This window comes from Peribacillus sp. NJ11 (genome assembly GCF_030348405.1).
GTDB lineage: Bacteria > Bacillota > Bacilli > Bacillales > DSM-1321 > Peribacillus.
This window is the reverse complement of record NZ_JAUCFO010000001.1, coordinates 2,353,944-2,375,434: the sequence shown is the minus strand read 5'-3', so window position 1 is coordinate 2,375,434 and position 21,491 is coordinate 2,353,944. Positions and strand designations below refer to the sequence as shown.

General features: G+C 42.7%; 20 protein-coding genes and 3 other annotated features. Of the genes, 4 read left to right on the top strand and 16 right to left on the bottom strand.

Annotated features, from left to right (window positions below):
• Window positions 1-58 precede the first annotated feature (58 nt).
• Window positions 59-226, bottom strand: coding sequence for a hypothetical protein (locus tag QUF86_RS11720; protein ID WP_289315127.1), 168 nt, complete (start codon window positions 224-226; stop codon window positions 59-61).
• Window positions 227-469: 243 nt separating this feature from the next.
• On the opposite strand from QUF86_RS11720, the gene QUF86_RS11715 reads away from it, so the two are divergent.
• Window positions 470-1,096 carry a LysE family transporter gene (locus QUF86_RS11715; RefSeq protein ID WP_289334442.1) on the top strand — a complete coding sequence of 209 codons (627 nt, stop codon included), beginning with the start codon at window positions 470-472 and terminating at the stop codon, window positions 1,094-1,096.
• A 373-nt stretch (window positions 1,097-1,469) separates the two neighbouring features.
• Here QUF86_RS11715 and thrS read toward each other — a convergent pair whose 3' ends face one another.
• On the bottom strand, window positions 1,470-3,377 hold the full coding sequence (thrS, locus tag QUF86_RS11710) for a threonine--tRNA ligase (RefSeq protein WP_483313952.1): 1,908 nt from the start codon (window positions 3,375-3,377) through the stop codon (window positions 1,470-1,472).
• Between the two features lie 58 nt (window positions 3,378-3,435).
• Window positions 3,436-3,657 (bottom strand) — a binding site (T-box leader).
• A gap of 31 nt (window positions 3,658-3,688) precedes the next feature.
• Window positions 3,689-3,910 (bottom strand) — a binding site (T-box leader).
• Between the two features lie 30 nt (window positions 3,911-3,940).
• Window positions 3,941-4,160 (bottom strand) — a binding site (T-box leader).
• Between the two features lie 177 nt (window positions 4,161-4,337).
• Here thrS and QUF86_RS11705 point away from each other — a divergent pair.
• Window positions 4,338-4,556, top strand: a complete 219-nt coding sequence (locus QUF86_RS11705; protein ID WP_289334440.1) for a hypothetical protein — start codon at window positions 4,338-4,340, stop codon at window positions 4,554-4,556.
• A 38-nt stretch (window positions 4,557-4,594) separates the two neighbouring features.
• On the opposite strand, the gene QUF86_RS11700 is transcribed toward QUF86_RS11705, so the two are convergent.
• The 12 genes from QUF86_RS11700 to QUF86_RS11645 form a co-directional block, all read right to left on the bottom strand.
• Window positions 4,595-5,230, bottom strand: coding sequence for a DUF7010 family protein (locus QUF86_RS11700; protein WP_289334439.1), 636 nt, complete (start codon window positions 5,228-5,230; stop codon window positions 4,595-4,597).
• A gap of 459 nt (window positions 5,231-5,689) precedes the next feature.
• Complete coding sequence (locus QUF86_RS11695; RefSeq protein ID WP_289336213.1) at window positions 5,690-7,177, bottom strand: amino acid permease; 1,488 nt, start codon at window positions 7,175-7,177, stop codon at window positions 5,690-5,692.
• 160 nt (window positions 7,178-7,337) lie between these two features.
• A complete protein-coding gene (locus tag QUF86_RS11690; RefSeq protein ID WP_289334438.1) occupies window positions 7,338-8,663 on the bottom strand; it encodes a peptidase in 1,326 nt (441 codons plus the stop codon).
• 11 nt (window positions 8,664-8,674) lie between these two features.
• Window positions 8,675-9,856 carry a thiolase family protein gene (locus QUF86_RS11685; protein WP_289334437.1) on the bottom strand — a complete coding sequence of 394 codons (1,182 nt, stop codon included), beginning with the start codon at window positions 9,854-9,856 and terminating at the stop codon, window positions 8,675-8,677.
• A 19-nt stretch (window positions 9,857-9,875) separates the two neighbouring features.
• A complete protein-coding gene (locus QUF86_RS11680) occupies window positions 9,876-10,538 on the bottom strand; it encodes a 3-oxoacid CoA-transferase subunit B (protein ID WP_289315118.1) in 663 nt (220 codons plus the stop codon).
• The gene (locus tag QUF86_RS11675; RefSeq protein ID WP_289315117.1) at window positions 10,523-11,221 is read right to left on the bottom strand and encodes a CoA transferase subunit A; all 699 of its coding nucleotides are present in this window, start codon (window positions 11,219-11,221) and stop codon (window positions 10,523-10,525) included. Before QUF86_RS11675 ends, QUF86_RS11680 begins: the two co-directional genes overlap by 16 nt.
• Before the next feature lie 10 nt (window positions 11,222-11,231).
• Window positions 11,232-12,599, bottom strand: a complete 1,368-nt coding sequence (locus tag QUF86_RS11670; RefSeq protein ID WP_289334436.1) for an aspartate aminotransferase family protein — start codon at window positions 12,597-12,599, stop codon at window positions 11,232-11,234.
• 79 nt (window positions 12,600-12,678) lie between these two features.
• The gene (locus QUF86_RS11665) at window positions 12,679-12,909 is read right to left on the bottom strand and encodes a ferredoxin (RefSeq protein ID WP_061464616.1); all 231 of its coding nucleotides are present in this window, start codon (window positions 12,907-12,909) and stop codon (window positions 12,679-12,681) included.
• Between the two features lie 13 nt (window positions 12,910-12,922).
• A complete protein-coding gene (gene ablB, locus QUF86_RS11660; RefSeq protein WP_289334435.1) occupies window positions 12,923-13,786 on the bottom strand; it encodes a putative beta-lysine N-acetyltransferase in 864 nt (287 codons plus the stop codon).
• A 65-nt stretch (window positions 13,787-13,851) separates the two neighbouring features.
• Window positions 13,852-14,118, bottom strand: a complete 267-nt coding sequence (locus tag QUF86_RS11655; protein ID WP_289315114.1) for a YokU family protein — start codon at window positions 14,116-14,118, stop codon at window positions 13,852-13,854.
• A gap of 2 nt (window positions 14,119-14,120) precedes the next feature.
• Window positions 14,121-15,563 (bottom strand): lysine 2,3-aminomutase, encoded by a 1,443-nt coding sequence (kamA, locus tag QUF86_RS11650; RefSeq protein ID WP_289318299.1) that lies wholly within the window; start codon window positions 15,561-15,563, stop codon window positions 14,121-14,123.
• 262 nt (window positions 15,564-15,825) lie between these two features.
• Window positions 15,826-17,307 (bottom strand): sigma-54 interaction domain-containing protein, encoded by a 1,482-nt coding sequence (locus QUF86_RS11645; protein WP_289334434.1) that lies wholly within the window; start codon window positions 17,305-17,307, stop codon window positions 15,826-15,828.
• Window positions 17,308-17,473: 166 nt separating this feature from the next.
• Here QUF86_RS11645 and QUF86_RS11640 point away from each other — a divergent pair, with 166 nt between their 5' ends.
• Window positions 17,474-17,986 (top strand): GNAT family N-acetyltransferase, encoded by a 513-nt coding sequence (locus QUF86_RS11640; protein WP_483313951.1) that lies wholly within the window; start codon window positions 17,474-17,476, stop codon window positions 17,984-17,986.
• A gap of 256 nt (window positions 17,987-18,242) precedes the next feature.
• On the opposite strand, the gene QUF86_RS11635 is transcribed toward QUF86_RS11640, so the two are convergent.
• Window positions 18,243-19,160, bottom strand: coding sequence for a peptidoglycan-binding protein (locus QUF86_RS11635; protein ID WP_289334432.1), 918 nt, complete (start codon window positions 19,158-19,160; stop codon window positions 18,243-18,245).
• Window positions 19,161-19,576: 416 nt separating this feature from the next.
• Between QUF86_RS11635 and QUF86_RS11630 the strand changes: the two genes are divergently transcribed.
• Window positions 19,577-20,491, top strand: a complete 915-nt coding sequence (locus tag QUF86_RS11630; protein WP_289315110.1) for an iron-hydroxamate ABC transporter substrate-binding protein — start codon at window positions 19,577-19,579, stop codon at window positions 20,489-20,491.
• A 340-nt stretch (window positions 20,492-20,831) separates the two neighbouring features.
• Here QUF86_RS11630 and QUF86_RS11625 read toward each other — a convergent pair whose 3' ends face one another.
• Entirely contained in the window at window positions 20,832-21,479 is a 648-nt protein-coding gene (locus QUF86_RS11625; RefSeq protein WP_370016234.1) for a 3-oxoacid CoA-transferase subunit B, read from the bottom strand.
• Between the last annotated feature and the right edge of the window lie 12 nt (window positions 21,480-21,491).

The window sequence follows — 21,491 nt, the reverse complement described above, 5'->3', positions numbered from 1 at the left end:
TCCTTCCAATACGGACTTATGATATTCGAGCCCCGTATGATTTTCGTTTTTGGAAACTTTAATTACCATTACCCTCTTTTAGAACAATAGGGGCTGATACTTTTATTAGGTTTAACGCAGTTGAAAGTCCTTCTTCAAAATGATCCTTTATTTCATTAATAGCGATATCAGTACGCATGATATCAAAGATTGTTTTGTACTTATTTGGCATTGATAATTCCGGCATAATTATCCTCCAATTCCCTTTTGAACCCTGGTTTAATGCATGCATATTTGACGTCTTTCCATTTGACTAAATTACATGATGAAGGACCTTTCTGTGTTGGTACAAAAAGGGTCTCTACCGAGTGCAGCAAACCCGACTAAATTCACCATATCCACTCAAAAAAAGGACTAAAAAGGTGGTACAAGTCTAATTGTTTGAATACATTCAAATAAGCGAAGATGTAACAAACGATGAGGTGATGAATTGGGTGTTTTTTTCAGCTATGTATTATTGGGCTTATCACTGGCGGCTCCTATCGGTCCCATTAACGCTGCACAATTGGACAAAGGGATCAAGAAAGGTTTTTGGCATGCCTGGATTTTTGGCTGGGGTGCCATTTTAGCGGATTTTGTTTTTATAGCCCTCGTCTTTTTCGGTGTTGTCCACTTTTTGGACAACTCCTTCATGAAGACATTTTTGTGGCTTTTTGGCTTTTTCGTCCTGACCTATACCGGAATCGAAAGTCTGCTTAGTGCAGGTAAGATTGAAGTGAATGTACGAAAAGCGAAAGATTCCCTTTTTTCTTCATTCCTAACAGGATTCATCATGTCCCTTTCGAATCCTTTATCCATTTTGTTTTGGCTAGGAATTTATGGATCCATTCTCGCTAACTCCGCTTCTAAATATGATATGGATCATTTACTTTTATACAGTTCAGGCATCCTTATCGGCCTATTAACCTGGGATTTCACAATGGCCCTCATCGCCAGCACCTTCAGACGTTTCTTATCCAAACCTATTTTAATGGGCATTTCGATCATTTCAGGAATATCCCTTATAGGGATTGGCATTTACTTTGCCATCCAGGCAGCCAAAGTTTTGTTTACATAAAGATTTAAGGAGCTGTAAGCATTTACTCGTGAGTTTTGGTGCTTTACTCGTGAATTTCAGGCATTTACTCGTGAGTTTGGCGGATTTATTCGTGAATTTCGATGCTTTACTCGTGAGTTCGTATTAATAATCTTACTTTAACTGTTTCCAACAGTTCATTCCTGGCGTTGGCTGGGTATGGATTTGTAGATAGATAAAAAAAGACAGCCGATATATTCGGCTGTCTTTTTTTATCCAAACCTAATCCAATGGGCATTTACTCGTGAAATTCGCGCATTTACTCGTGAATTCCGTGCATTTACTCGTGAGTTTCGCCCATTTACTCGTGAATTCCGTGCATTTACTCGTGAATTTGGATTAAGCTGCTTTCATATTAGATGCTGCGTTCTTTTATTTGCTGGACCATTTTCTTGATGAACGTTTCTATTGCGACATTTTCAAATTCTTGTTCCCCGTATTTCCGGACATTCACTTCATTTTCTTTCTCCTCTTTATCGCCAAGGACCAGCATATATGGGATTTTCCCCATCTGCGCTTCCCTGACTTTATACCCCAGCTTTTCATTCCGATCATCAATTTTCACTCTTATGCCTTGATTCTTCAGTTCTTTTTGAACCTTTAAACAATAATTCAAATGAACTTGTGAGACAGGGATGATCTGTACTTGCACCGGGGCAAGCCATACCGGAAAAGCACCGGCAAAATGTTCTATCAGGATTCCAAAAAAACGATCGATCGACCCAAATATGGCACGATGAATGACGACCGGACGAACTTTTTCATTATTTTCATCGATGTAAGTCAGATCAAATTTATCGGGCATCTGAAAATCAAGTTGGATTGTTGCACATTGATGGCTTCGTTTTAATGCATCTTTAATATGAAAATCAATTTTCGGTCCATAAAATGCCCCGTCCCCTTCATTTAATTGATAATGTATCCCGATGCTTTCCAGAACATTTTTCAAGGCTGTTTCAGAAGCTTCCCAAAGGGAATCATCGCCCATTGAATCCTCTGGACGTGTCGAGAGTTCCACCGAATACTCGAAACCAAAAGTGCGATACACCTTATCAATCAGATGAAACACTTGTTTAATTTCACTTTCGATTTGATCCTGCCGAACAAAAATGTGGGCATCATCCTGACAAAATGTACGGACCCGCAACATCCCGTTCAATGCACCGCTATATTCATGACGGTGGACTTGACCGAACTCGGCCATCCGGATGGGTAAATCCCTGTAAGAATAAAGGTTGTTTTTGAAAATAAGCATATGACCTGGACAGTTCATTGGCTTCATAGCGAATTTTGTTTGATCCACCTCAGTGAAGTACATATTCTCATGGTAATGATCCCAGTGACCCGATTGTTCCCATAACCGCTGGTTCATCATGAAAGGAGTCCGAACTTCGTCGTAATCAGCTTCAGTCTGAAGCTCCCGCGAGAACTTCTCCAATTCATTTCTAACGATTTGTCCTTTCGGTAAATAAAACGGCATTCCAGGAGCTTCCTCCGAAAACATGAATAACTCCAACTGCTTCCCTAATTTGCGGTGATCGCGTTTGGCCGCCTCTTCCAAGAATTTATAATGATCCTGTAAATCTTTTTTCTTTCGGAAAGCCACGCCATACACCCTTTGAAGAACTTCATTTTGATTGTCTCCCCGCCAATAGGCTCCCGATACACGAGTCAATTTGAACGATTTTACAAATGATGTGGATGGAAGGTGCGGTCCTCTGCAAAGATCGACGAATTCCCCCTGTTGATAGAGCGTTAGTTTTTCATCTTTAGGGATATTCTTTGCTATATCCAACTTGAATGACTCCCCTCTATCCTGGAATAACTTCACAGCTTCTGCATAAGACACTTCGATCCTTTTAATTTCCAGATTTTCACTTATGATATGTTCCATCTCTTTTTCAATAGCTTGTAAATCTTCTGAGCTCAAAGGATGATCTAACTTAAAATCATAGTAAAAACCATCTTCCACGACTGGCCCCATCCCTAATTCCACATTTCGGTATAATCTTTTCACAGCCTGAGCCAAAACATGCGCCGATGTATGTCGTAAAACTTGTAAACCTTCATCCGAATCCAGAGTCAAAATCGACAGTTCGGCATCCTTATTCAACTTGAAACTTAGATCAACCAGTTGCTTATCCAGTTTTCCTGCTACTGCCTTTTTCCTTAAACTTGAGCTGATTGACCCTGCCACACCTTCCACTGTCATCCCTTGCGGATATTCCTTTTGCTGCCCATCCGGGAATTGAACCTTAATCATTTTTTCACCCATCACATAAACACCCCTTTTTATAATAAAAAAACGCACTCATCCCTATGCAAGGGACGAGTGCGTTTACCCGTGGTTCCACCCAATTTCCCATAAGCAAGAAACACTCATGGCTCTGGAGCTTGTAACGCAGCTTAGACGATATCAGGTACTCTCGTTCACCGATATAGCTCAAAGGCGGTAAATCAGTTTCCTAAGCCAGGAAGTTCGCAGCTGTCCTTCCCTCTCTGCAGACCGTAAAAATGATTCATGTCCTTATCATGGCAATAATTATAAAAATAAAAAAACGCACCCATCCCTATGCAAGGGACGAGTGCGTTTACCCGTGGTTCCACCCAATTTCCCATAAGCAAGAAACACTCATAGCTCTGGAGCTTGTAACGCAGCTTAGACGATATCAGGTACTCTCGTTCACCGATATAGCTCAAAGGCGGTAAATCAGTTTCCTAAGCCAGGAAGTTCGCAGCTGCCCTTCCCTCTCTGCAGACCGTAAAAATGATTCATGTCCTTATCATGGCAATAATTATAAAAATAAAAAACGCACCCATCCCTAAGTAAGGGACGAGTGCGTTATACCCGTGATTCCACCCAATTTCCCATAAGTAGATTACTTATGGCTCTGGAGCTGTAACGTAGCTTAGACGATATCAGTTACTTTCGTTCACCGATATGGCTCAAAGGCGGTAAATCAGTTTCCTAAGCCAGGAAGTTCGCAGCTGCCCTTCCCTCTCTGCAGACCGTAAAAATGATTCATGTCCTTATCAATGCTTCTAAAATGTAAATGGATTTTTATATTGTTATATATATTACAATATATTCCCATAAGTGACAACCTCAAATTTTTTCATTTCATTACAAACACTAAATTGGTATAATTAGTAAAAAAGGAGTCTCTATGAAAAGTTTAAGCAATTGGTCTTTCGTATTTGCAGTGATTGGTGCCGTATCATTTTGCTGCGCTTTTTTTTACCAAAATCCTTCGAGCTTCTAATGGTCTCAGGATTCGGTGCGTTACTTATTGGTATGTTATTTAGTTTCGGGGCCATGTTAAAAAGTGAAAAAGGAAAGACGAAGCTTCTGGCTGTGGCTGCCTTCTTTCTTTTAAGTTTCATTCTGGTTTGGAATGAACCATTTCAAATCGTCAGGCTATTAACCTGGATGAAAAATTAATCAAAACCCGTTCGCCACGACGGGTTTTTGTATGTTTCCTATTGATTTTCATTGTGTGAATCTTCCTCTTTCGCTTCCCTTGGATTCTTTACACTAAGCAATACTGTCAGTCCAGTGGTCCAAAGAATTAGCGCGCATCCAAAGCCAAGCAAGGATAACGGTGCAAGGATTTGATGCTCCCCAAACATGACGGTGTCTGGCACAATAAGCAATGTGATAATCGCCAATAAACAGAGAAGCACTCCTGTTGCATAGTAGACCTTGATTTGGAAAAGCGCCGCCAAAGGTAAAAAATGAATCCCTACAATAATGGCGATGACTCCAGGAATAAGATCGGTCTGATTGATCATATTACAGATGGCGATGGCAATCCCAATCAGCAAACCTTCGGCAATGAAAACGATATTAAACCAGAAATTCATACGTTTCAAACGCCTAGCCCCATTTTCTGAAACTTGATCGGGCATTTTTTGTGATGCATATATTAATGAAATGCCCTCTATAACCATTATGATTCCTACGAATATGGCAGCAAGTTCCACGTAAGGAAACCCCCACCCTTGCAATCCCATTACACCGGTACCTGCCCACAACGTGCCGAATAATGCCATGAAAATGACGCCAATTCCAGAACCGCGAAACGCCTCTTTCGATATGAGTCTTGAGGTTTGCATCATCAGTTTCCTTTCATCCACAGGTAATATCGTACATAGAATAATAGTATTGCGCTCACTCCCCGATTATTCATCATCACGGTCTTAAGCCATGCAGCCCAAACTGCAAAAATGCCAAAGCATTGACTATTATGGTGCCACTTCACCTTCAGCCAACATTGAATGGGCTGGCAGCAAATAAAACGACCTTTTTTATCGGGGACCTAAGAGAATATGTCTACTTACCTCCATAATGAGATAATTGCCCTTTTCGTCGATATATTCTTACTTTCGGAGATATAACTGAGTTTTCGTCGATATATTCCTACTTTCGTCGATATAACTGGGTTTTCGTCGATATAATTCTACTTTCGTCGATATAACTAGGTTCATACAGTATCGGCGTCTAATTAAGCAATTTCTTAATTAACAAAAAACCTGAGTCCCCAAAGGGGTCTCAGGCTTTTCTATTCCTATCAGCTAAATGGTTTTATCAAATTGGCAATCTTTCAATGAAACTAATTTGGTTTTATGATAAATCTTGTAACCTAACCAAATTGCCAGGAATATCGGTAATCCGATATAGGAGACAGCGACGCCATACCAGTCGATGCTGCCGCTTAGGTATGCTTCATAGTTTTGTCCTGCTATGACGACCATGCAAAGGACGAATGAAAAAATCGGACCGAATGGAAACCATTTTGCTTTATATTTCAATTCGGTTAAGTCACCACCTTGTGCAACATAGGCACGTCTAAAGCGATAATGGCTTATGGCAATTCCAATCCAGGCGATGAAGCCGGTAAGCCCCGATGCGTTCAATAGCCATGTAAATACATGGTCCCCAAAAATGGAGGTCAAGAAGGCGAGTCCCCCAATTAATGCCGTGATAAGCAAAGCATTCATCGGGATTCCCCTGCGATTGACCTTGGCGAGGAATTTGGGAGCTTGATTATCTTTTGCCATCGACCATAACATCCGCGTTGATGCATAAAGCCCCGAGTTCCCTGCGGATAGTAAGGAAGTTAACACGACAGCATTCATGACGGATGCCGCGAATGCAAGTCCTGCGCGTTCAAAAACAAGTGTGAAAGGGCTTACAGAAATGTTTTCTACATCCCCGTTCAGCAAACTTGGACTCGTATAAGGAATTAACAGACCGAGTATCAGGATGGCCCCGATGTAAAACAATAGGATGCGCCAAAATACTTGGCGGATCGCATTCGGAACATTTTTTTCGGGTTCCTCACTTTCTCCGGCAGCAATACCAACCAGTTCCGTGCCTTGAAAAGAAAATCCCGCTATTAGAAAGATACTGATGATCGATAAAAATCCTCCTTTGAATGGTGCCTCATCCATGGTGAAGTTTTCAAACCCGATCACCTTTCCGCCAAAAACCCCTAAGATGGTCAATAATCCAATAATGATAAAGAAAATGATGGCGACGACTTTTATTAAAGCAAACCAATATTCAGATTCACCAAAGCTTTTAATGGACAGGGCGTTGAGGGTGAAGACGATTCCAAGAAATAGTGCACTCCAGATAAGGCTGGGTACATCAGGGAGCCAGAATTTCATGATGATGGCTGCTGCAGCTATTTCCACGGCAAGGGTGACTGCCCAGTTAAACCAATAATTCCAGCCAAGTGCAAAGCCGAATGCGGGATCTACAAAGCGTGTGGCATAGGTGGAAAATGATCCCGATACAGGCATATATGTCGCCATTTCCCCTAAGCTCGTCATAAGGAAATAAACCATGATTCCAATGCATGCATATGCAGCGAGGGCACCACCGGGCCCTGCACTCTGGATGGTTGCCCCGCTTGCCAGGAATAATCCGGTTCCTATTGAACCGCCAATGGCTATCATGGTCATATGCCTTGCTTTGAGATTCCTTTTAACTGTCGGTTCTTGCTTATCATTGAGATTCCTTTTAACTGTCGGTTCTTGCTTATTAATGAGATTCATGTCCATATGGTTCCTACCTCATTTTCTTTTAATATTAAAAGTTCAAGAAATAGTAAAAGAGATATTTTTAGATATGAATAGTCTCCCACAACCTTTTTGTGGAAGACTTTATTGCAGTTAAGGAAAATCCTGATATTTACTGGCTAGTCTACTATCCGGTTTAATTGCCATTGCCTTGAATCGTCAGCTTATTCCCTACAGGAATAGCCTCATCCTGATCTTGTTCCATTCCACACCATTGAATTAAAGTAAGGGCAATGATCTCCGCTGTCGAGAAGACATTGTCGAGTAGGATGTATTCATTTGGATAATGGGCAACCTCGGTCACTCCAGGCCCGAACACGATTGCGGGCGTTTCACCGACATGTGTCAGCAATCCCCCATCCGTTCCCCACGGGGAGGCTTCAATGACCGGGTCCTTGCCAGCAACTCGCCGATATTGATGAACAAGCGCATTCATCAGTTCATGCTCTACATCAATTGCTCCTGGAACCCAGCGTGCCCCAAACCATTCCAATACGGGCGGGTTTTCCTTGAACCATTCGTCCACTTCTTTCAGCTGCACTAACCAGTCAGCCATTTCGTCCTTCGCCTGCTCCATCGTTTCCTCCGGCGCAACGCCCATCCTCCCCTCGATTTTCACAAGGTCTGGAACGGATGACGGCCAATTGCCACCTTCAATGACACCTAGATTGATTGGAATCGGAATAGGCGTGTTCTGATAAAGCGGGTCACTGATACGTGCATTTCGCTTTTCTTCCAAGGCACGAATATGATTGATGACGGTCATGCTTTTTTCAATGGCACTAACGCCTTCATACCTTGTTCCGCCATGGGCTGACCGTCCTTTAACATGGACCCGGAACCACATCGAGCCCTGCTGTTTCGGGAAAATCCTCATATTCGTCGGTTCAGGGATAAGGGCAGCATCGGCTTTATATCCCCTCAGGACGGCTGCTAATGTTCCGGCCCCGCCGCTTTCTTCTTCAATCACACTTTGAAAAATGACATCTCCTTTTAATTGGATACCATTTTCCTTCAATGCCTGCATGGCAAGGATCAGGGATACATTGCCCCCTTTCATATCGGTTACGCCACGTCCAAACATTCTTCCATTCTTAATGGCTCCACTATATGGATCGTCGTCCCATTGTGCCCGGTCACCGTCAGGAACCACATCGATGTGCCCGTTCAAAATGATGGAACGGCCGCCTCCAGTCCCTTTCATGATTCCCACCACATTAGGGCTGTTGGAGAAATCACTTCGTGGAGAATGGAAATAAGAATGCTTCTTCAGTTCGCCGCCGTCAGGTTCCCAACTATCGATCTGCAAACCCATTTCCTCCAGCTTTTCGGCGACGATGGCCTGTGCCCCGGCTTCATTTCCTTGCGTACTCGGGGCTTGTACCATTTTTTGCAATAGGTCTGTTCCTTCTTCCCGATGATCCTTAATCCATTGGTTTATCCGTTTTTTTATATCCGGCACTTTTATCCTCCTTAAATACACATATTCTCATAGATTACTGAAAGTCCCATTCCACCTGCCATACACAACGTTACCATTCCGTACTTAACTTGTGAACGCAACATTTCATGCATCAGTGTGACTGTCAATTTTGCACCTGTTGCTCCTACAGGGTGACCAAGTGCAATTGCCCCTCCATTGACATTGACAATATCCTGATTCAAATCTAACTCCTTGATCACTGCAAGTGCTTGGGCAGCAAAGGCTTCATTAAGTTCAATCAGTCCGATATCCTCTAACGATAGACCTGCTTTTGCCAATGCCTTTCGAGTCGCTGGTACGGGTCCAATCCCCATAACTCCAGGTTCAACTCCTGCACTGGCGAAAGCCTTTATTTTCAAGAGCGGTTTTAATCCCTTTTCTTCTGCTTGCTGCTTGGACATTAATAGTACAGCTGCAGCTCCATCATTCATAGGACAGGCATTTCCTGCCGTAATGGTTCCTTCATTTTTGAATACTGCTGGAAGACTGGCTAGTTGATCTAGAAGAATGTCCTCGCGTACCCCTTCGTCATGGTTGAAGATTTGAAGTCCTTTTCGATCCTTGATTTTAAGCGAAATAATTTCTCTATCAAAGCGACCCTCTACTATAGCTTTCCAAGCCTTCTTGTGGCTTTGATAAGCAAATTGATCCTGTTCTTCACGACGGATACCGTATTTTTCAGCCAAGCGCTCGGCAGTTATTCCCATATGCTCATTTCCCAAGGAACATATTAATCCATCTGCCAGCAGAGCATCCTCCATCGTTACGTTTCCAAATTTACCGCCCCATCTATTTTTCACGATATAAGGCACATTGCTCATGCTCTCCACTCCGCCGGCAATGATTACGTCTTCTTGACCAGCAGCGATAGTTAAAGCGGCGTTGGTAATGGCCTTTAAACCTGATCCACATGCTTTGATTACAACGTGGCCTGGGACACTGTGTGGGAAACATGCCATCTGCGACGAAATTCGGGCCGAGTTAAGTCCGCCTCCATGGACATAGCCATGTCCGAAAATCACTTCATTTACCGTTTCTTTACCTAACCCATAATTATCCATTAAACCTTCTAATACTTGACGGCCCAATTCGGTAGCTTTAACATTCCGTAGTGATTTGCCAAAGGATCCAACTGCAGTTCGCGCTCCAGCAACGATGACAACCTCATTCATGCTTTTTTCCTCCTCTTACCTATTCAATGGTGTTGACAGCAGCATGGATTTTCAACGTTGCCTCCGTATTCCTTATCACATCATCAACGGTATATGGCGCCATGACTTCCTTCAGTACCAATCCCTCTTCCGTAACTTCCATGACTGCCATATCCGTGATGATTAAATCCACACTCTGCCTTGCCGTCAACGGAAGCGTACAGGTCTTCAATATCTTCGATTCACCCTGCTTATTCACGTGATTCATCAGGACGATCACCTTTTTGGCTTTCTGGGCAAGCTCCATCGCACCGCCCATCCCCGGCACCCGCTTACCTGGGACGATCCAATTCGCCAAGTCTCCCTTTTCACTGACTTCCAGGGCTCCAAGGATGGTGATGTCGATGTATCCTTTCCGGATCATTCCAAATGCAGTGGCACTGTCAAAGTAAGAAGCGCCCATTACAGTGGTGATTGGGAACCCTCCCGCATTACAGAGGGCAGGATCTTCTTTCCCCGGATCCGGACTTGGACCTGTACCTAGAACGCCATTTTCCGCATGGAACAGCACATGGATATCTTGAGGTATATGGTCGGCCACCAAGGTAGGGATGCCGATGCCTAAATTGACGATCAATCCGTCATCGATTTCCTTGGCGGCGCGTTTCGCGATGCGATTTCGTACATCTACTGCCATGCCCATTTCCAATTCACCCCTTTTGTCGGAATCACCATATCTACATAAATGCCTGGTGTGGCAATACACTCCGGATCCAATTCGCCTGCAGGAACGATTTCTTCCACTTCCGCAATCGTGAAGGCCCCAGCCATCGCTACCAACGGATTGAAATTGCATGCAGTCTTGTCGTACACTAAATTCCCCAGTGAATCTGCCTTTTTCGCATGGACGATGCTGACTTCAGCGGTCAACGCGGTTTCCACCAAATATTCTTTTCCTTCTATGACCATCTTGTTCTTGCCTTCTTCGGCTATCGTGCCAATCCCGACATCGACAAAAATCCCGCCTAAGCCTACACCGCCAGCACGAATCCGTTCTGCTAATGTCCCTTGCGGTGAAAACTCCACTTGCAGCTTTCCTTCAGTCATGAGCCTGCCTGCATTAGGATTGGATCCGATATGTGAGGCGATGACTTTCTTTGCCCTTTCAGCAGTCACTAGCCGGCCTATGCCGATATCAGGGAATCCAGTATCATTGCCAATCAAGGTCAAATCCTTAACACCCTTGGCCAGGATACCCTGCACGAGCGTGGGGGGAGTCCCCACTCCGCCAAATCCGCCATACATGAGCGTGCATCCATCGGAAATATGCTCCAGTGCTTCTTCCAGGGTCACAATTTTGTTTTTCTTCGTAATGACCTGCTTCATACCGTTCCTCCTAAATAGCCTGCATGTCCTCAATCAAACCTTCCGAGTGCAATTCACGCTGCAACTCTTCAAGTGAAGCTTCCAGTATCTTGACGAGGCGATCGATTTCTTCATTCGTAATGATTAATGGCGGAGATAGGATAACCGCATCACCAGCGATTCCTTCAATCGCACCTGCAGCAGGATAGATCAACAATCCCTTCGCAAAAGCCTTATTGACAAGTCTAGTGGTCAGGCCGATTTGCAAGTCGAATGGCGTTTTTGAAATCCGATTGGAGACAAACTCAAGTCCAAGGAGAAGCCCTTTCCCCCGTACATCACCAATGATGTCGAATTTCCCAGCCAACCCTTGCAGCTTCTTAAACAGATATTGACCTTTATCTTCAGCCGCCTGAACCAGGTCATTTCCCTCAATGTAGGAAAGCACTTCCAATGAAACGGCTGCAGATAGAGGATTTGCACTATATGTGTGTCCAGCCATGATTGAATTCGAGCCTTTTAAAATGGGCTCCATGACACGGTCACTAACCATTGTGGCTGCCATTGGAGTATAACCGGCGCTCATTCCTTTACCCAATGCGATGATATCCGGGTCGACTCCCCAATGTTCCATCGCGAACATTTTTCCTGTCCGTCCGATTCCCGTCATTACCTCATCGGCGATAAAGAGAATGTCATAGTTTTCGCAGATTTCCTTAATCCTTTGATAGTAGCCATCCGGCGGTGTTACAGCACCAGCGGATGCCCCGATGATCGGTTCTGCGATGAAAGCTGCGATATTCTCGGAGCCGACCCTTTGAATGGCTGTTTCCAGTTCATTTGCACACTGAAGCTTGCAGCCGGAAGATTCATTATTATAAGGACAGCGATAACAGTAGGGAGCGGAAATGCTAGGGAAATCTTCCAATAGCGGAACAAAACGCTTTCTCCTCGGTACATGACCTGACATCGATAAAGCGCCCATCGTAATCCCATGATAACTCGTCCATCTGGAGACGATACGATTTTTACGCTCATATCCTTTTTCTTGCCAATGCTGAATCGCTATCTTCATCGCCGTTTCGGTCGCTTCGGATCCGCTATTCACGAAAAATGACCAATTCAAATCCCCTGGAGCCAAATCACTTAGCTTTTTGGCTAATGCTTCTGCGGCTTCACTCGTAAAATGAGACCTGTATGCAAAAGAAACTTTGCGGGCCTGCTCCGTCATTGCATCGACAACGTCCATTACACCATGGCCAATACTTGCCGTAACAGCACCTGATGATCCGTCTATATACTGCTTTCCATCTGTATCATAAAGATAAATTCCATTCCCATGAGAGATAGTGGGATAGTCATGATCTAAAGTAGGCTTAATCAAATAATTGCGTGTCATGTCATCTCTCCTTTTAACGTTCGTACCCACGTGCTTCATTCTATTAATCAATTAATTTCGCAGATTAAAAAAAACTAGTTTACCAGCTAAAAGGTTCATCCTGAATCAGGATTGACTCTGTAGGGCAGCCTTCCATAGCATCCTGCATGTCATCATGCAGGATTTCAGGAACTTCGGCAATCCCCTGATTATCATCCAAGATCACAAAAGCAATCCCTTGATCGTCATAGTCATAAATTTCAGGACCTGTTGAACCGCATGCCCCGCACGCAATACAGGTTTCTTTATCAACCCATGTGTATTTAGCCATAGAAACAATCCTCCTACTTGAAAGATAAATCTTTACCCCAAATATTCATGTCCTCATACTTATCCCAAATATTGCAATTCTTCGTTAATCTGCCGCCATATTCATAACCAAGCTGATGAAAAACGGCGTTCATTCCCATCGACAATGATCGCGCCAATGAATAAGAGCAATAAATGTTTTTCCTGATCAATTCTTGTTCCAAAGCGGAGATTAGCACCTTCATGAAACCATGCTTTCGATGATGGGGAATCGTTGCACAGTCCGTCAATTCAGCATTATGATACATCTCATTCACTTCCGCGGATGCAGCACTCACAATGGATCCTTCATATTCGATAACACTGAAGATCGTACCTTCCTCCATCACTTTCTTGATATATCGCTCATCATTCATCGGTGTAGGATAGGTTTCAAAAATTTCACCATATAAATTAGCCAGCTCTTGCGCATCTTCATCTGTAGCAAAACGGAGGATATAATTTTCAGGAATTTTCTGCATATCCATCAGTCTGGGAATCTCACTTACATCTTGGATGACTTTATCTTCCTTCACCCAAAAGTCGCTCGTTCGCCTTTCATCCGTTAAATAGAAAGCCATACAATAGGCATCATTCCCGTTGAAATACCTGCTTAATATTCCTTCCAGCATGTATCCTTGTCCCAATGCCGTAGATAAATCTTCGTTTCTAGCTTTAAGTATCACTTTAGTAAAGCCCTGCTCCTTTGCGATGACAAGCGCCCGGGCCATCGCTTTTTTGATATTTCCCCGATAATCATCCATGCGCAAGCGCTGATTGGCATGATCATGATAGAGTTCCATCGTATAACAATCCCCAGTCTCGATCTGGGTGAAAAAAGGCAGCTTTTGAACAGGCATTATGTAACCCCCTTATTTAAAGAATTCGGGAGAAGAGATGCATATCATCCGCTTCTCCCGGCATTCTATTTCCAATTGAATAATTTTTTGACGGGTGCCTGAAGAAGCTGCTCATACGTAAACTCATCAGGGTATTCACTCACATCATATATGGATAAGGCTTCGTCCACCTTTTGATTCATCGAATCAGACACATAGATTCCACATTCCGGACAGTTCAAGGCTGGAACTTGAAGGACTCTTATTGAGCGTTTCCCATCAGGCATGATCCAGTAACAATCCTTTTTTTCACTTTCTTCTACGTTTGGGGCATTACACCACAAGCAATCCATCTTCATTCCTCCTTGCCTTCAGATTTCACCGAGCCGCTTCCGACCAAGGCATTCTTTTTTTCTTGGGCTAACCTTAATTTTTCCTTCATTTCATCCCGTTTATCACGGCGATCCTTCAATGATGCATGTTCATCAGTGCTTTCATACGCCTTTCTCTTGTCAAGACGGCGAAGGCCCTCTGGCACCAAATTGAATTTCTCATCCGTCATGAGAGCGGAAATCCCCACGGCTTCTTTCCTATCCTCAGTACCATACACTTCATCAAAGTAAGCATCCGCACTGCCAGAAACATAATTCTTCGGCTCCGGATAACTAGTGATCACTCCTTCAAAGTTCCGTAAAACGACTTTATCCGGACTTTGCGAAAGCAGGTAATTCGGAGTCAAGGCAATCTTTCCTCCACCGCCAGGAGCATCCACCACAAAGGTTGGCACCGCATATCCTGATGTATGGCCGCGAAGCGCTTCAATGATTTCCAGTCCTTTTGAAACCGGCGCCCTGAAATGGCCAATCCCTTCAGATAGATCACATTGATAAATGTAATAAGGCCTTACCCTTGCTTTAACACAGTCATGCATAAGCTTTTTCATGATATGGACACTATCGTTGATACCAGCCAGGATGACTGCCTGATTACCAAGCGGCACGCCTGCCATCGACAGCATATCGCATGCCTTTTTCGCTTCATCCGTCAATTCAAGGGAATGATTGAAATGCGTATTTAACCAAATCGGATGATATTTTTTCAGAATATTACATAAATTTTCCGTGATCCTCTGCGGGAAAACGACCGGGGCACGTGTGCCGATCCGAATGATTTCCACATGCGGGATTGCACGTAAGTTACTCAATACGTATTCAAGGATCTTATCATTGATCAACAGGCCGTCCCCTCCAGAGATCAGCACGTCCCTCACTTCCGGAGTGTTCCGGATATATTCAATCGCCCCGTCAAGCTGCTTCTTGGGAACACCCATGCCAACCTGACCTGAAAAACGGCGTCGCGTACAATATCTGCAGTACATGGAGCATTGGTTCGTTACAAGGAATAGAACGCGATCCGGATAACGATGCGTCAATCCAGGAACAGGGGAATCCTCATCCTCATGCAGCGGATCCTCCAAATCGTATCTAGTTTTGTTCATTTCTGCCGAAAGCGGTACCGATTGTAAACGAATCGGACAGCGAGGATCATCCGGATTCATCAAAGAAGCATAATAAGGAGTAATGTTCAACGGAATCGTTTGAGTCGAAATCCGAACTCCTTCCTCTTCATCCGGTGTCAAGTTGACGACCTTTTTTAGATCATCCAGTGTTTTAATCGTATTGGTCAATTGCCAGATCCAATCATTCCACTGCTCTTCCGTTACATCCTTCCAAAGTTCGATATCATTATAATGCCTGCGTCCACCTAGGTATTCTTTATGTTTTACATCCAATCCCATCAAATTCATTTAATATGCCCCCTTATTCTAAGAACTTATCTATATACATTTGCAAGAATGATGCCAACATTCATAACAAGGGAAACATAAGCAAAACGGGGACAAATCGACCTTTAAATCGCAAAAAATTTTTCGTTATGCCTAATTTTTTGCAGCCAGATTCTTTGCGCCAAGCAAAAAAAAGAGGGTCTCTTTACACAAGAGCCCCCTTCAAGTTCCATCATTATCCACGCAGTGACAGCGTTTTCAAATACTACCAAATTTATTTTGATTCTCGCGACCCTGCCGTATAAACTTTTTCAATGCCGTACTTGTTTAACTTATATTGTAATCCCTGTCTTTTAATATTGAGGGCTTCAGCCGTTTTACTGATATTCCCGTTATATTTCTCGAACATATTGATGATCATTTCCCTTTCCATTTCTTCAAGAACGACAGGTAAATCAATCTTATTTTTCAATGGGGAAGGATGGTTCTGCGCATTTGCTGCAGCGTAATTCCCTGAAGGAAAAAGATATGCAGGAAGATGGTGTTCATCAATCATATCTTCCCCTGCGTCCATGACGTTAAAGGTTAACTCGATGGCATGTCCCAGTTCACGAATGTTCCCGGGCCATGGATATTGAAGAAGCCGCTGCATCGCCTTATGACTGATCCCGCGTACTTCCGTAAAGAATGATTTGTTGAATTTCTGAATAAAGTGATTGACGATTTCCGGAATATCCGTTTTACGCTCCAGCAGTGAAGGCATTTGGATCGTCACGACATTCAGGCGAAAGAATAAATCCGAGCGAATGATTCCCCGCTCTAACGCCTCTTCTGGAGAAATGTTCATCGCAGCAATGATCTTCACATTAACCTTTTGCTCCTTCGCCCCCCCAACACGGCGTACCTCGCCTTCCTGAAGCACACGCAGCAATTTCGCCTGCAGGCCGAGATCGAGGCTATTCAACTCATCAAGGAAAAGGGTACCGCCATTTGCCTGTTCAAAAATGCCCAGGCGATCCATCGCTCCGGTAAAAGCCCCTTTCGTCGTACCGAACAGCAACCCCTCCATCAATTCCTTTGGAACAGCCGCACAGTTTTGCGCTATGAATGGTTGATTTCGCTGAGCACTTACATTATGTATACTTTGAGCGACCAATTCTTTCCCCGTCCCTGTAGGTCCATAAATCATGACTGGGGAATGTGTTCTGGCCGCTTTTTTCGCCAATGAAATGGCTTGCTTAAATGCAGGGCTATCACCGATTAAATCACTGAAATGGTAGGTCGCCGTCCCTTCAAGGAACTTGGTTTTCTTATGGGTCTCGGCCAGCTGGGAACGCAAATCAACAATTTGGTCGTACATATTCATGACCTTCGTAATATCCTTCGCTATTTCCACTGCCCCACTAATCTCACCATCCTCATATAAAGGATATGTACTATTGATGGAAGTTATTTTTTTCTCTTTTAAATTGACATACGTCTGAATGGACTCAATCGTTTCCATGCCCTTTTCCAATGCTACATGCAGCGTACTGGATTCATCAGTCAATGATGGATAAAGCTGAAAGATATTCTCCCCCAATACCTGTTCACGATCAAGCCCATCGATATGTGCCATCATTTCATTGTAGAAAACAGTATCCCCATCTTTATTCACTATATGGACACCCACATTGATCACATTCAATATCCATTCAAATTGAGTGGAAAACTGATTCACTGAAGATTTCATTTCTTCATCTCCGTTCTCTGTCATTTGATAGAATCACCTGTAAATTATAGCATTTAATGGGAAACTTTCATCTCTTTATCTTTAATAAAATCATACCCCAATAGAATAGTAATTTCACATATAAAAAAAGGTATCTCGCATCCAGCAAAGAAAGTTACTATAAGAAAATTAAAAGGCAGGGGTGAGTCGTATTTCAGAACGAAACAAAGAAACCAGATTAGAAATTAAACCATGGGAAGATAAGGACCTTGATTTACTTTTTCAACTTAATGCCCCAGAAATGATGGCACATCTTGGTGGTCCGGAAAGTAATGAACAAATCATGAAACGGCATCAACGGTATCTTCAGCTGGGAAATAAGGGATGCATGTTTAGCATCATCCTGTTTCCAGAGACAGAAGCGGCTGGTTCCGTTGGCTACTGGCAAACCGAATGGAATAATGAAAATGTGTACGAAATCGGTTGGAGCGTCCTCCCTTCATTTCAAGAACAAGGAATCGCATCCCATGCCGTGAAGGCTCTGATAGCCCAAATCAAAACCGAACGAAAATATAAATATATTCACGCATTCCCGTCAATCAATAATCCTGCGTCAAACGCAATTTGCCGTAAGCTAGACTTCAACCTCATCTCTGAATGTGAATTCGAATACCCGCCAGGAAGCCTAATGCGATGCAATGATTGGTGCTTTGAACTTGAATGAATTCTTTAGATAAAAGGGGCATTTTTATGTAGGACGGATTATTCCCGGGTAAGTCGAATTATGCCGAGTTTAGGTGAATTATTCCCGGGTAAGTCGAATTATGCCGAGTTTAGGTGAATTATTTCCCGGGTAAGGTTCGGGGGGAGGTCGAATAATATCGTGTGCAGGCCGGATTTGGTGTAGGTGGATTATTACGATGTTGGTCGAATTATTGCTGTGTAGGATCAAATCCGCCATCATTTACCCGCATTCTCTATCAAGCAAACAATTCATTCCATGTTTCTTTACCTGCTTGCTTATCTGCAGAAATCTTGCTTGCCTTTTGGTATTTAAATAATGCCATCTCTGTATTCTCCCCGAATTCTGCATCAAGGGGCCCAGGGTTAAAGCCTTCCATGTAAAGTGCTGCTTGGAGAATCCATGTGATATTGCCTGCAGCTCCTTTTTTTACGGTGACGAGCGCAGTCTTGGTTTTAGGTCCCCATTTTCCATCGACAGCAAGCTTTTTATTGAATTGCTTATTCAGTTCCGTTTGTAAAGCTTTTATAAGGGCCGATCGAGTTTCGGGACCGTAAAACCCATCAACGGAAATTGCTGCTTTATACCGGCTATTTAACGTTTTTTGCATGGAAATTATATGGGTATCTCCTTTGCTGATTTTCGGGATATCCGTTTTTTCGAATTTAAAGGTAAGCTGAGGTTCTTTCCCTGCTTGTAACTGTGAATAGGATAGCCCACCCGTCATTTCCAAGTGGGGATAATCCTTGAATGAACTCCAATCCCCGCCCCATTTAAATCCTAAATCCTTACCTATAGCAGCTACACGCTGCCACTTTGAATTCACTGTCCAGTTCGCTTTCTTGCCATCATCACTCACAGTGAAAAAATCAATAGCCAGTCCAAAATTATGATAAGACTGGCCTGGTTTAGCGTTTGTCACATTAGGCTTAGCTAGATTACTATAGTTTTTTCCATTGTAGCTGTAAACTCTTCCTTGGCCATAAAGCGCAGCTTGTTCTTCCAAAGAGCGGTGGCCAGCACTTATCTGTACATAAATCCCTTCATTATAAGCACGTTCGATCATTTCCAATGCTGATGCCTTCACCACTGGATTCATCCCTGTGCCCATCTTTTTCACTGATTTATCCAATAATGTTTGTAATGCTACTGTCAATGTAATCCCTCCTTTAAACCTTATATAAGCCTTTTTAACGGAAAAGTAGCATGGCTGGAATATTTCCATTTTATTATTAAAGGCTTCGTTAATTGATTATGCCTATTGAAGGTTCTTCAGTTCTGATCCATCTTACTTGGCTCTCTTCCTTTGCCACATCTAGACCAACACTGCCGATCATTTACCAGTCCCCTTACTCCTCCATTTATTTTCATAGCTTCGCCCCAACCAGCCTTAAACATGTTTCTACAAGTAGGGGCGGATAGTTTAGTTCAATGAGTTTAGCAATCTGGCGAAAGTAATTGACAATGATTATCATTCCTATTAACATATTAAGTAGTAATTGAAAATGAATATCATTACTAATTACATACATTTTTTTAACCTATACCATAATTAGCAAGGAGAAAATCAGAATGAAAAAACTATTCATACCATTCCTACTCTTGTTCGTACTTATTCTTAGTGCTTGTGGGAACAACGAGACAGCGAACGAAGATAATGCATCCAAGACTAAAAAAGAAACATTTACCTATCAATCAGAAACTGGCCCTATTGAGATTCCTAAAAACCCAAAAAGAATAATTGCTCTCTCTAATGGACCTAATGTTTTGGCTTTAGAAGGTAATATCGTTGGGATAGATCAATGGACTAATATGAACCCCCTTTTTCAAGAAAAGCTTAAGGGAGTGGAAGTCGTTTCAGAAGATAGCCTAGAGAAAATCATCGAACTGGAACCGGACCTAATCATAGCAGGATCCGAGATGAAAAATATTGGCAAACTAAACGACATTGCTCCTACTGTAGTATTCACTTGGGGAAAATTGGATTATTTATCACAGCAGATAGAAATCGGAAAACTCTTAAACAAAGAAAAGGAAGCAAAAGAATGGGTTAATGATTTCAAAACGCGTGCAGAATCCGCAGGAGAAGCGATACGTGCAAAAATTGGTGAAGATGCAACCGTTTCCGTGATTGAAAATGATGCTAAGGAGTTTTATGTATTTGGAAATAATTATGCACGCGGGACAGAAATATTGTATCAAGCAATGGATTTGAAAATGCCTGAGAAAGTAAAAGAAAAGGCACTTAAATCAGGCATTTATGTCCTCTCATCGGAAGTGCTTCCTGAGTATGCTGGAGATTATATGATCTTTAGTAAAAATCCGGATGTTGTTAATTCATTTTTGGAGACTGATTCATGGAAAAATATACCTGCCGTTAAGAACGATCGTGTATTTGAAATAAATAGTAAAGCATCAACTTACAGTGATCCAATCACTCTAGAGTATCTTCTGGAATTCTTCGAAAAATCATTTCTTAACAATTAATATGCAAAGAAGGAATTCTTTTAATAAGAATTCCTTCTTTCAGACTGTAGACGAACTCGATGAAAACCGTGTTTACCTACAATTTTTTTATTTCTCCATACAAACTCTATGTAAAAAATGGAGAAGATAATAATTTACCTAAGATTGATAACTGAATTGAAAAGCCTGTTTTCCCTCCACAATCTCTAGTAAAATACAAACTGCTTTTTAACTATAGAAAGGGAATTTATTTCAACAACAAAAAAATTAGACTACCTCCGTCCGCCCGTTTACGAACTGAAAGTAGCCTAATAATGAGTTTTATCCATTTCCCTGATAGGTCAATTCAAGTAATCTCTTACTATGCCTTAATTTCAATAGAGGGGCTTATGGTAAAGTCAGCCTCTGTTTTACTTTTCACTTCATCAAGTGTTATGCCATTTTGCAATTCAATCAATTCCATACCCGCTTCTGTAAAATGAAATACGGCCAATTCGGTAATCAGGCAATGGACGACCTTTTCACCCGTCAATGGCAGTGTACAACTCTTTTTCACTTTGGATTCCCCATGCTTGTTCACATGGTCCATGATGACAACGATCCGTTTTGCTCCTTGGACGAGGTCCATCGCTCCTCCCATTCCTTTTACCATCTTCCCTGGAATCATCCAGTTTGCCAAGTCCCCATTTTCGGAAACTTCCATCCCGCCTAAAATAGCTAGATCGATGTGGCCGCCGCGAATCATTGCAAACGATTCAGCACTATCAAAAAATGATGCCCCGGCTTTTGCCGTTACTGTTTCTTTTCCTGCATTAATCAAATCCGGATCGACTGCATCTTTTTCTGGATATGGTCCGATTCCCAGTAAGCCATTTTCCGATTGAAGCATAACATTAAAGTCATTTGGAATCATGTTAGCAATCAAGGTCGGCATTCCGATTCCTAAATTTACACACATACCATCTTGGATTTCTTTAACGGCCCGTTCTAAAATTTGTTGTCTAGTCATTCGAATACTCCT

Coding starts and splice junctions, on each gene's coding strand:
- QUF86_RS11720 (WP_289315127.1), bottom strand. CDS start 226: ATGCCGGAATTATCAATGCCAAATAAGTACAAAACAATCTTTGATATC.
- thrS (WP_483313952.1), bottom strand. CDS start 3,377: ATGATTAAGGTTCAATTCCCGGATGGGCAGCAAAAGGAATATCCGCAA.
- QUF86_RS11700 (WP_289334439.1), bottom strand. CDS start 5,230: ATGCAAACCTCAAGACTCATATCGAAAGAGGCGTTTCGCGGTTCTGGA.
- QUF86_RS11695 (WP_289336213.1), bottom strand. CDS start 7,177: ATGAATCTCATTAATAAGCAAGAACCGACAGTTAAAAGGAATCTCAAT.
- QUF86_RS11685 (WP_289334437.1), bottom strand. CDS start 9,856: ATGAATGAGGTTGTCATCGTTGCTGGAGCGCGAACTGCAGTTGGATCC.
- QUF86_RS11680 (WP_289315118.1), bottom strand. CDS start 10,538: ATGGGCATGGCAGTAGATGTACGAAATCGCATCGCGAAACGCGCCGCC.
- QUF86_RS11675 (WP_289315117.1), bottom strand. CDS start 11,221: ATGAAGCAGGTCATTACGAAGAAAAACAAAATTGTGACCCTGGAAGAA.
- QUF86_RS11670 (WP_289334436.1), bottom strand. CDS start 12,599: ATGACACGCAATTATTTGATTAAGCCTACTTTAGATCATGACTATCCC.
- QUF86_RS11665 (WP_061464616.1), bottom strand. CDS start 12,909: ATGGCTAAATACACATGGGTTGATAAAGAAACCTGTATTGCGTGCGGG.
- ablB (WP_289334435.1), bottom strand. CDS start 13,786: ATGCCTGTTCAAAAGCTGCCTTTTTTCACCCAGATCGAGACTGGGGAT.
- QUF86_RS11655 (WP_289315114.1), bottom strand. CDS start 14,118: ATGGATTGCTTGTGGTGTAATGCCCCAAACGTAGAAGAAAGTGAAAAA.
- kamA (WP_289318299.1), bottom strand. CDS start 15,563: ATGGGATTGGATGTAAAACATAAAGAATACCTAGGTGGACGCAGGCAT.
- QUF86_RS11645 (WP_289334434.1), bottom strand. CDS start 17,307: ATGACAGAGAACGGAGATGAAGAAATGAAATCTTCAGTGAATCAGTTT.
- QUF86_RS11630 (WP_289315110.1), top strand. CDS start 19,577: ATGAAAAAACTATTCATACCATTCCTACTCTTGTTCGTACTTATTCTT.
- QUF86_RS11625 (WP_370016234.1), bottom strand. CDS start 21,479: ATGACTAGACAACAAATTTTAGAACGGGCCGTTAAAGAAATCCAAGAT.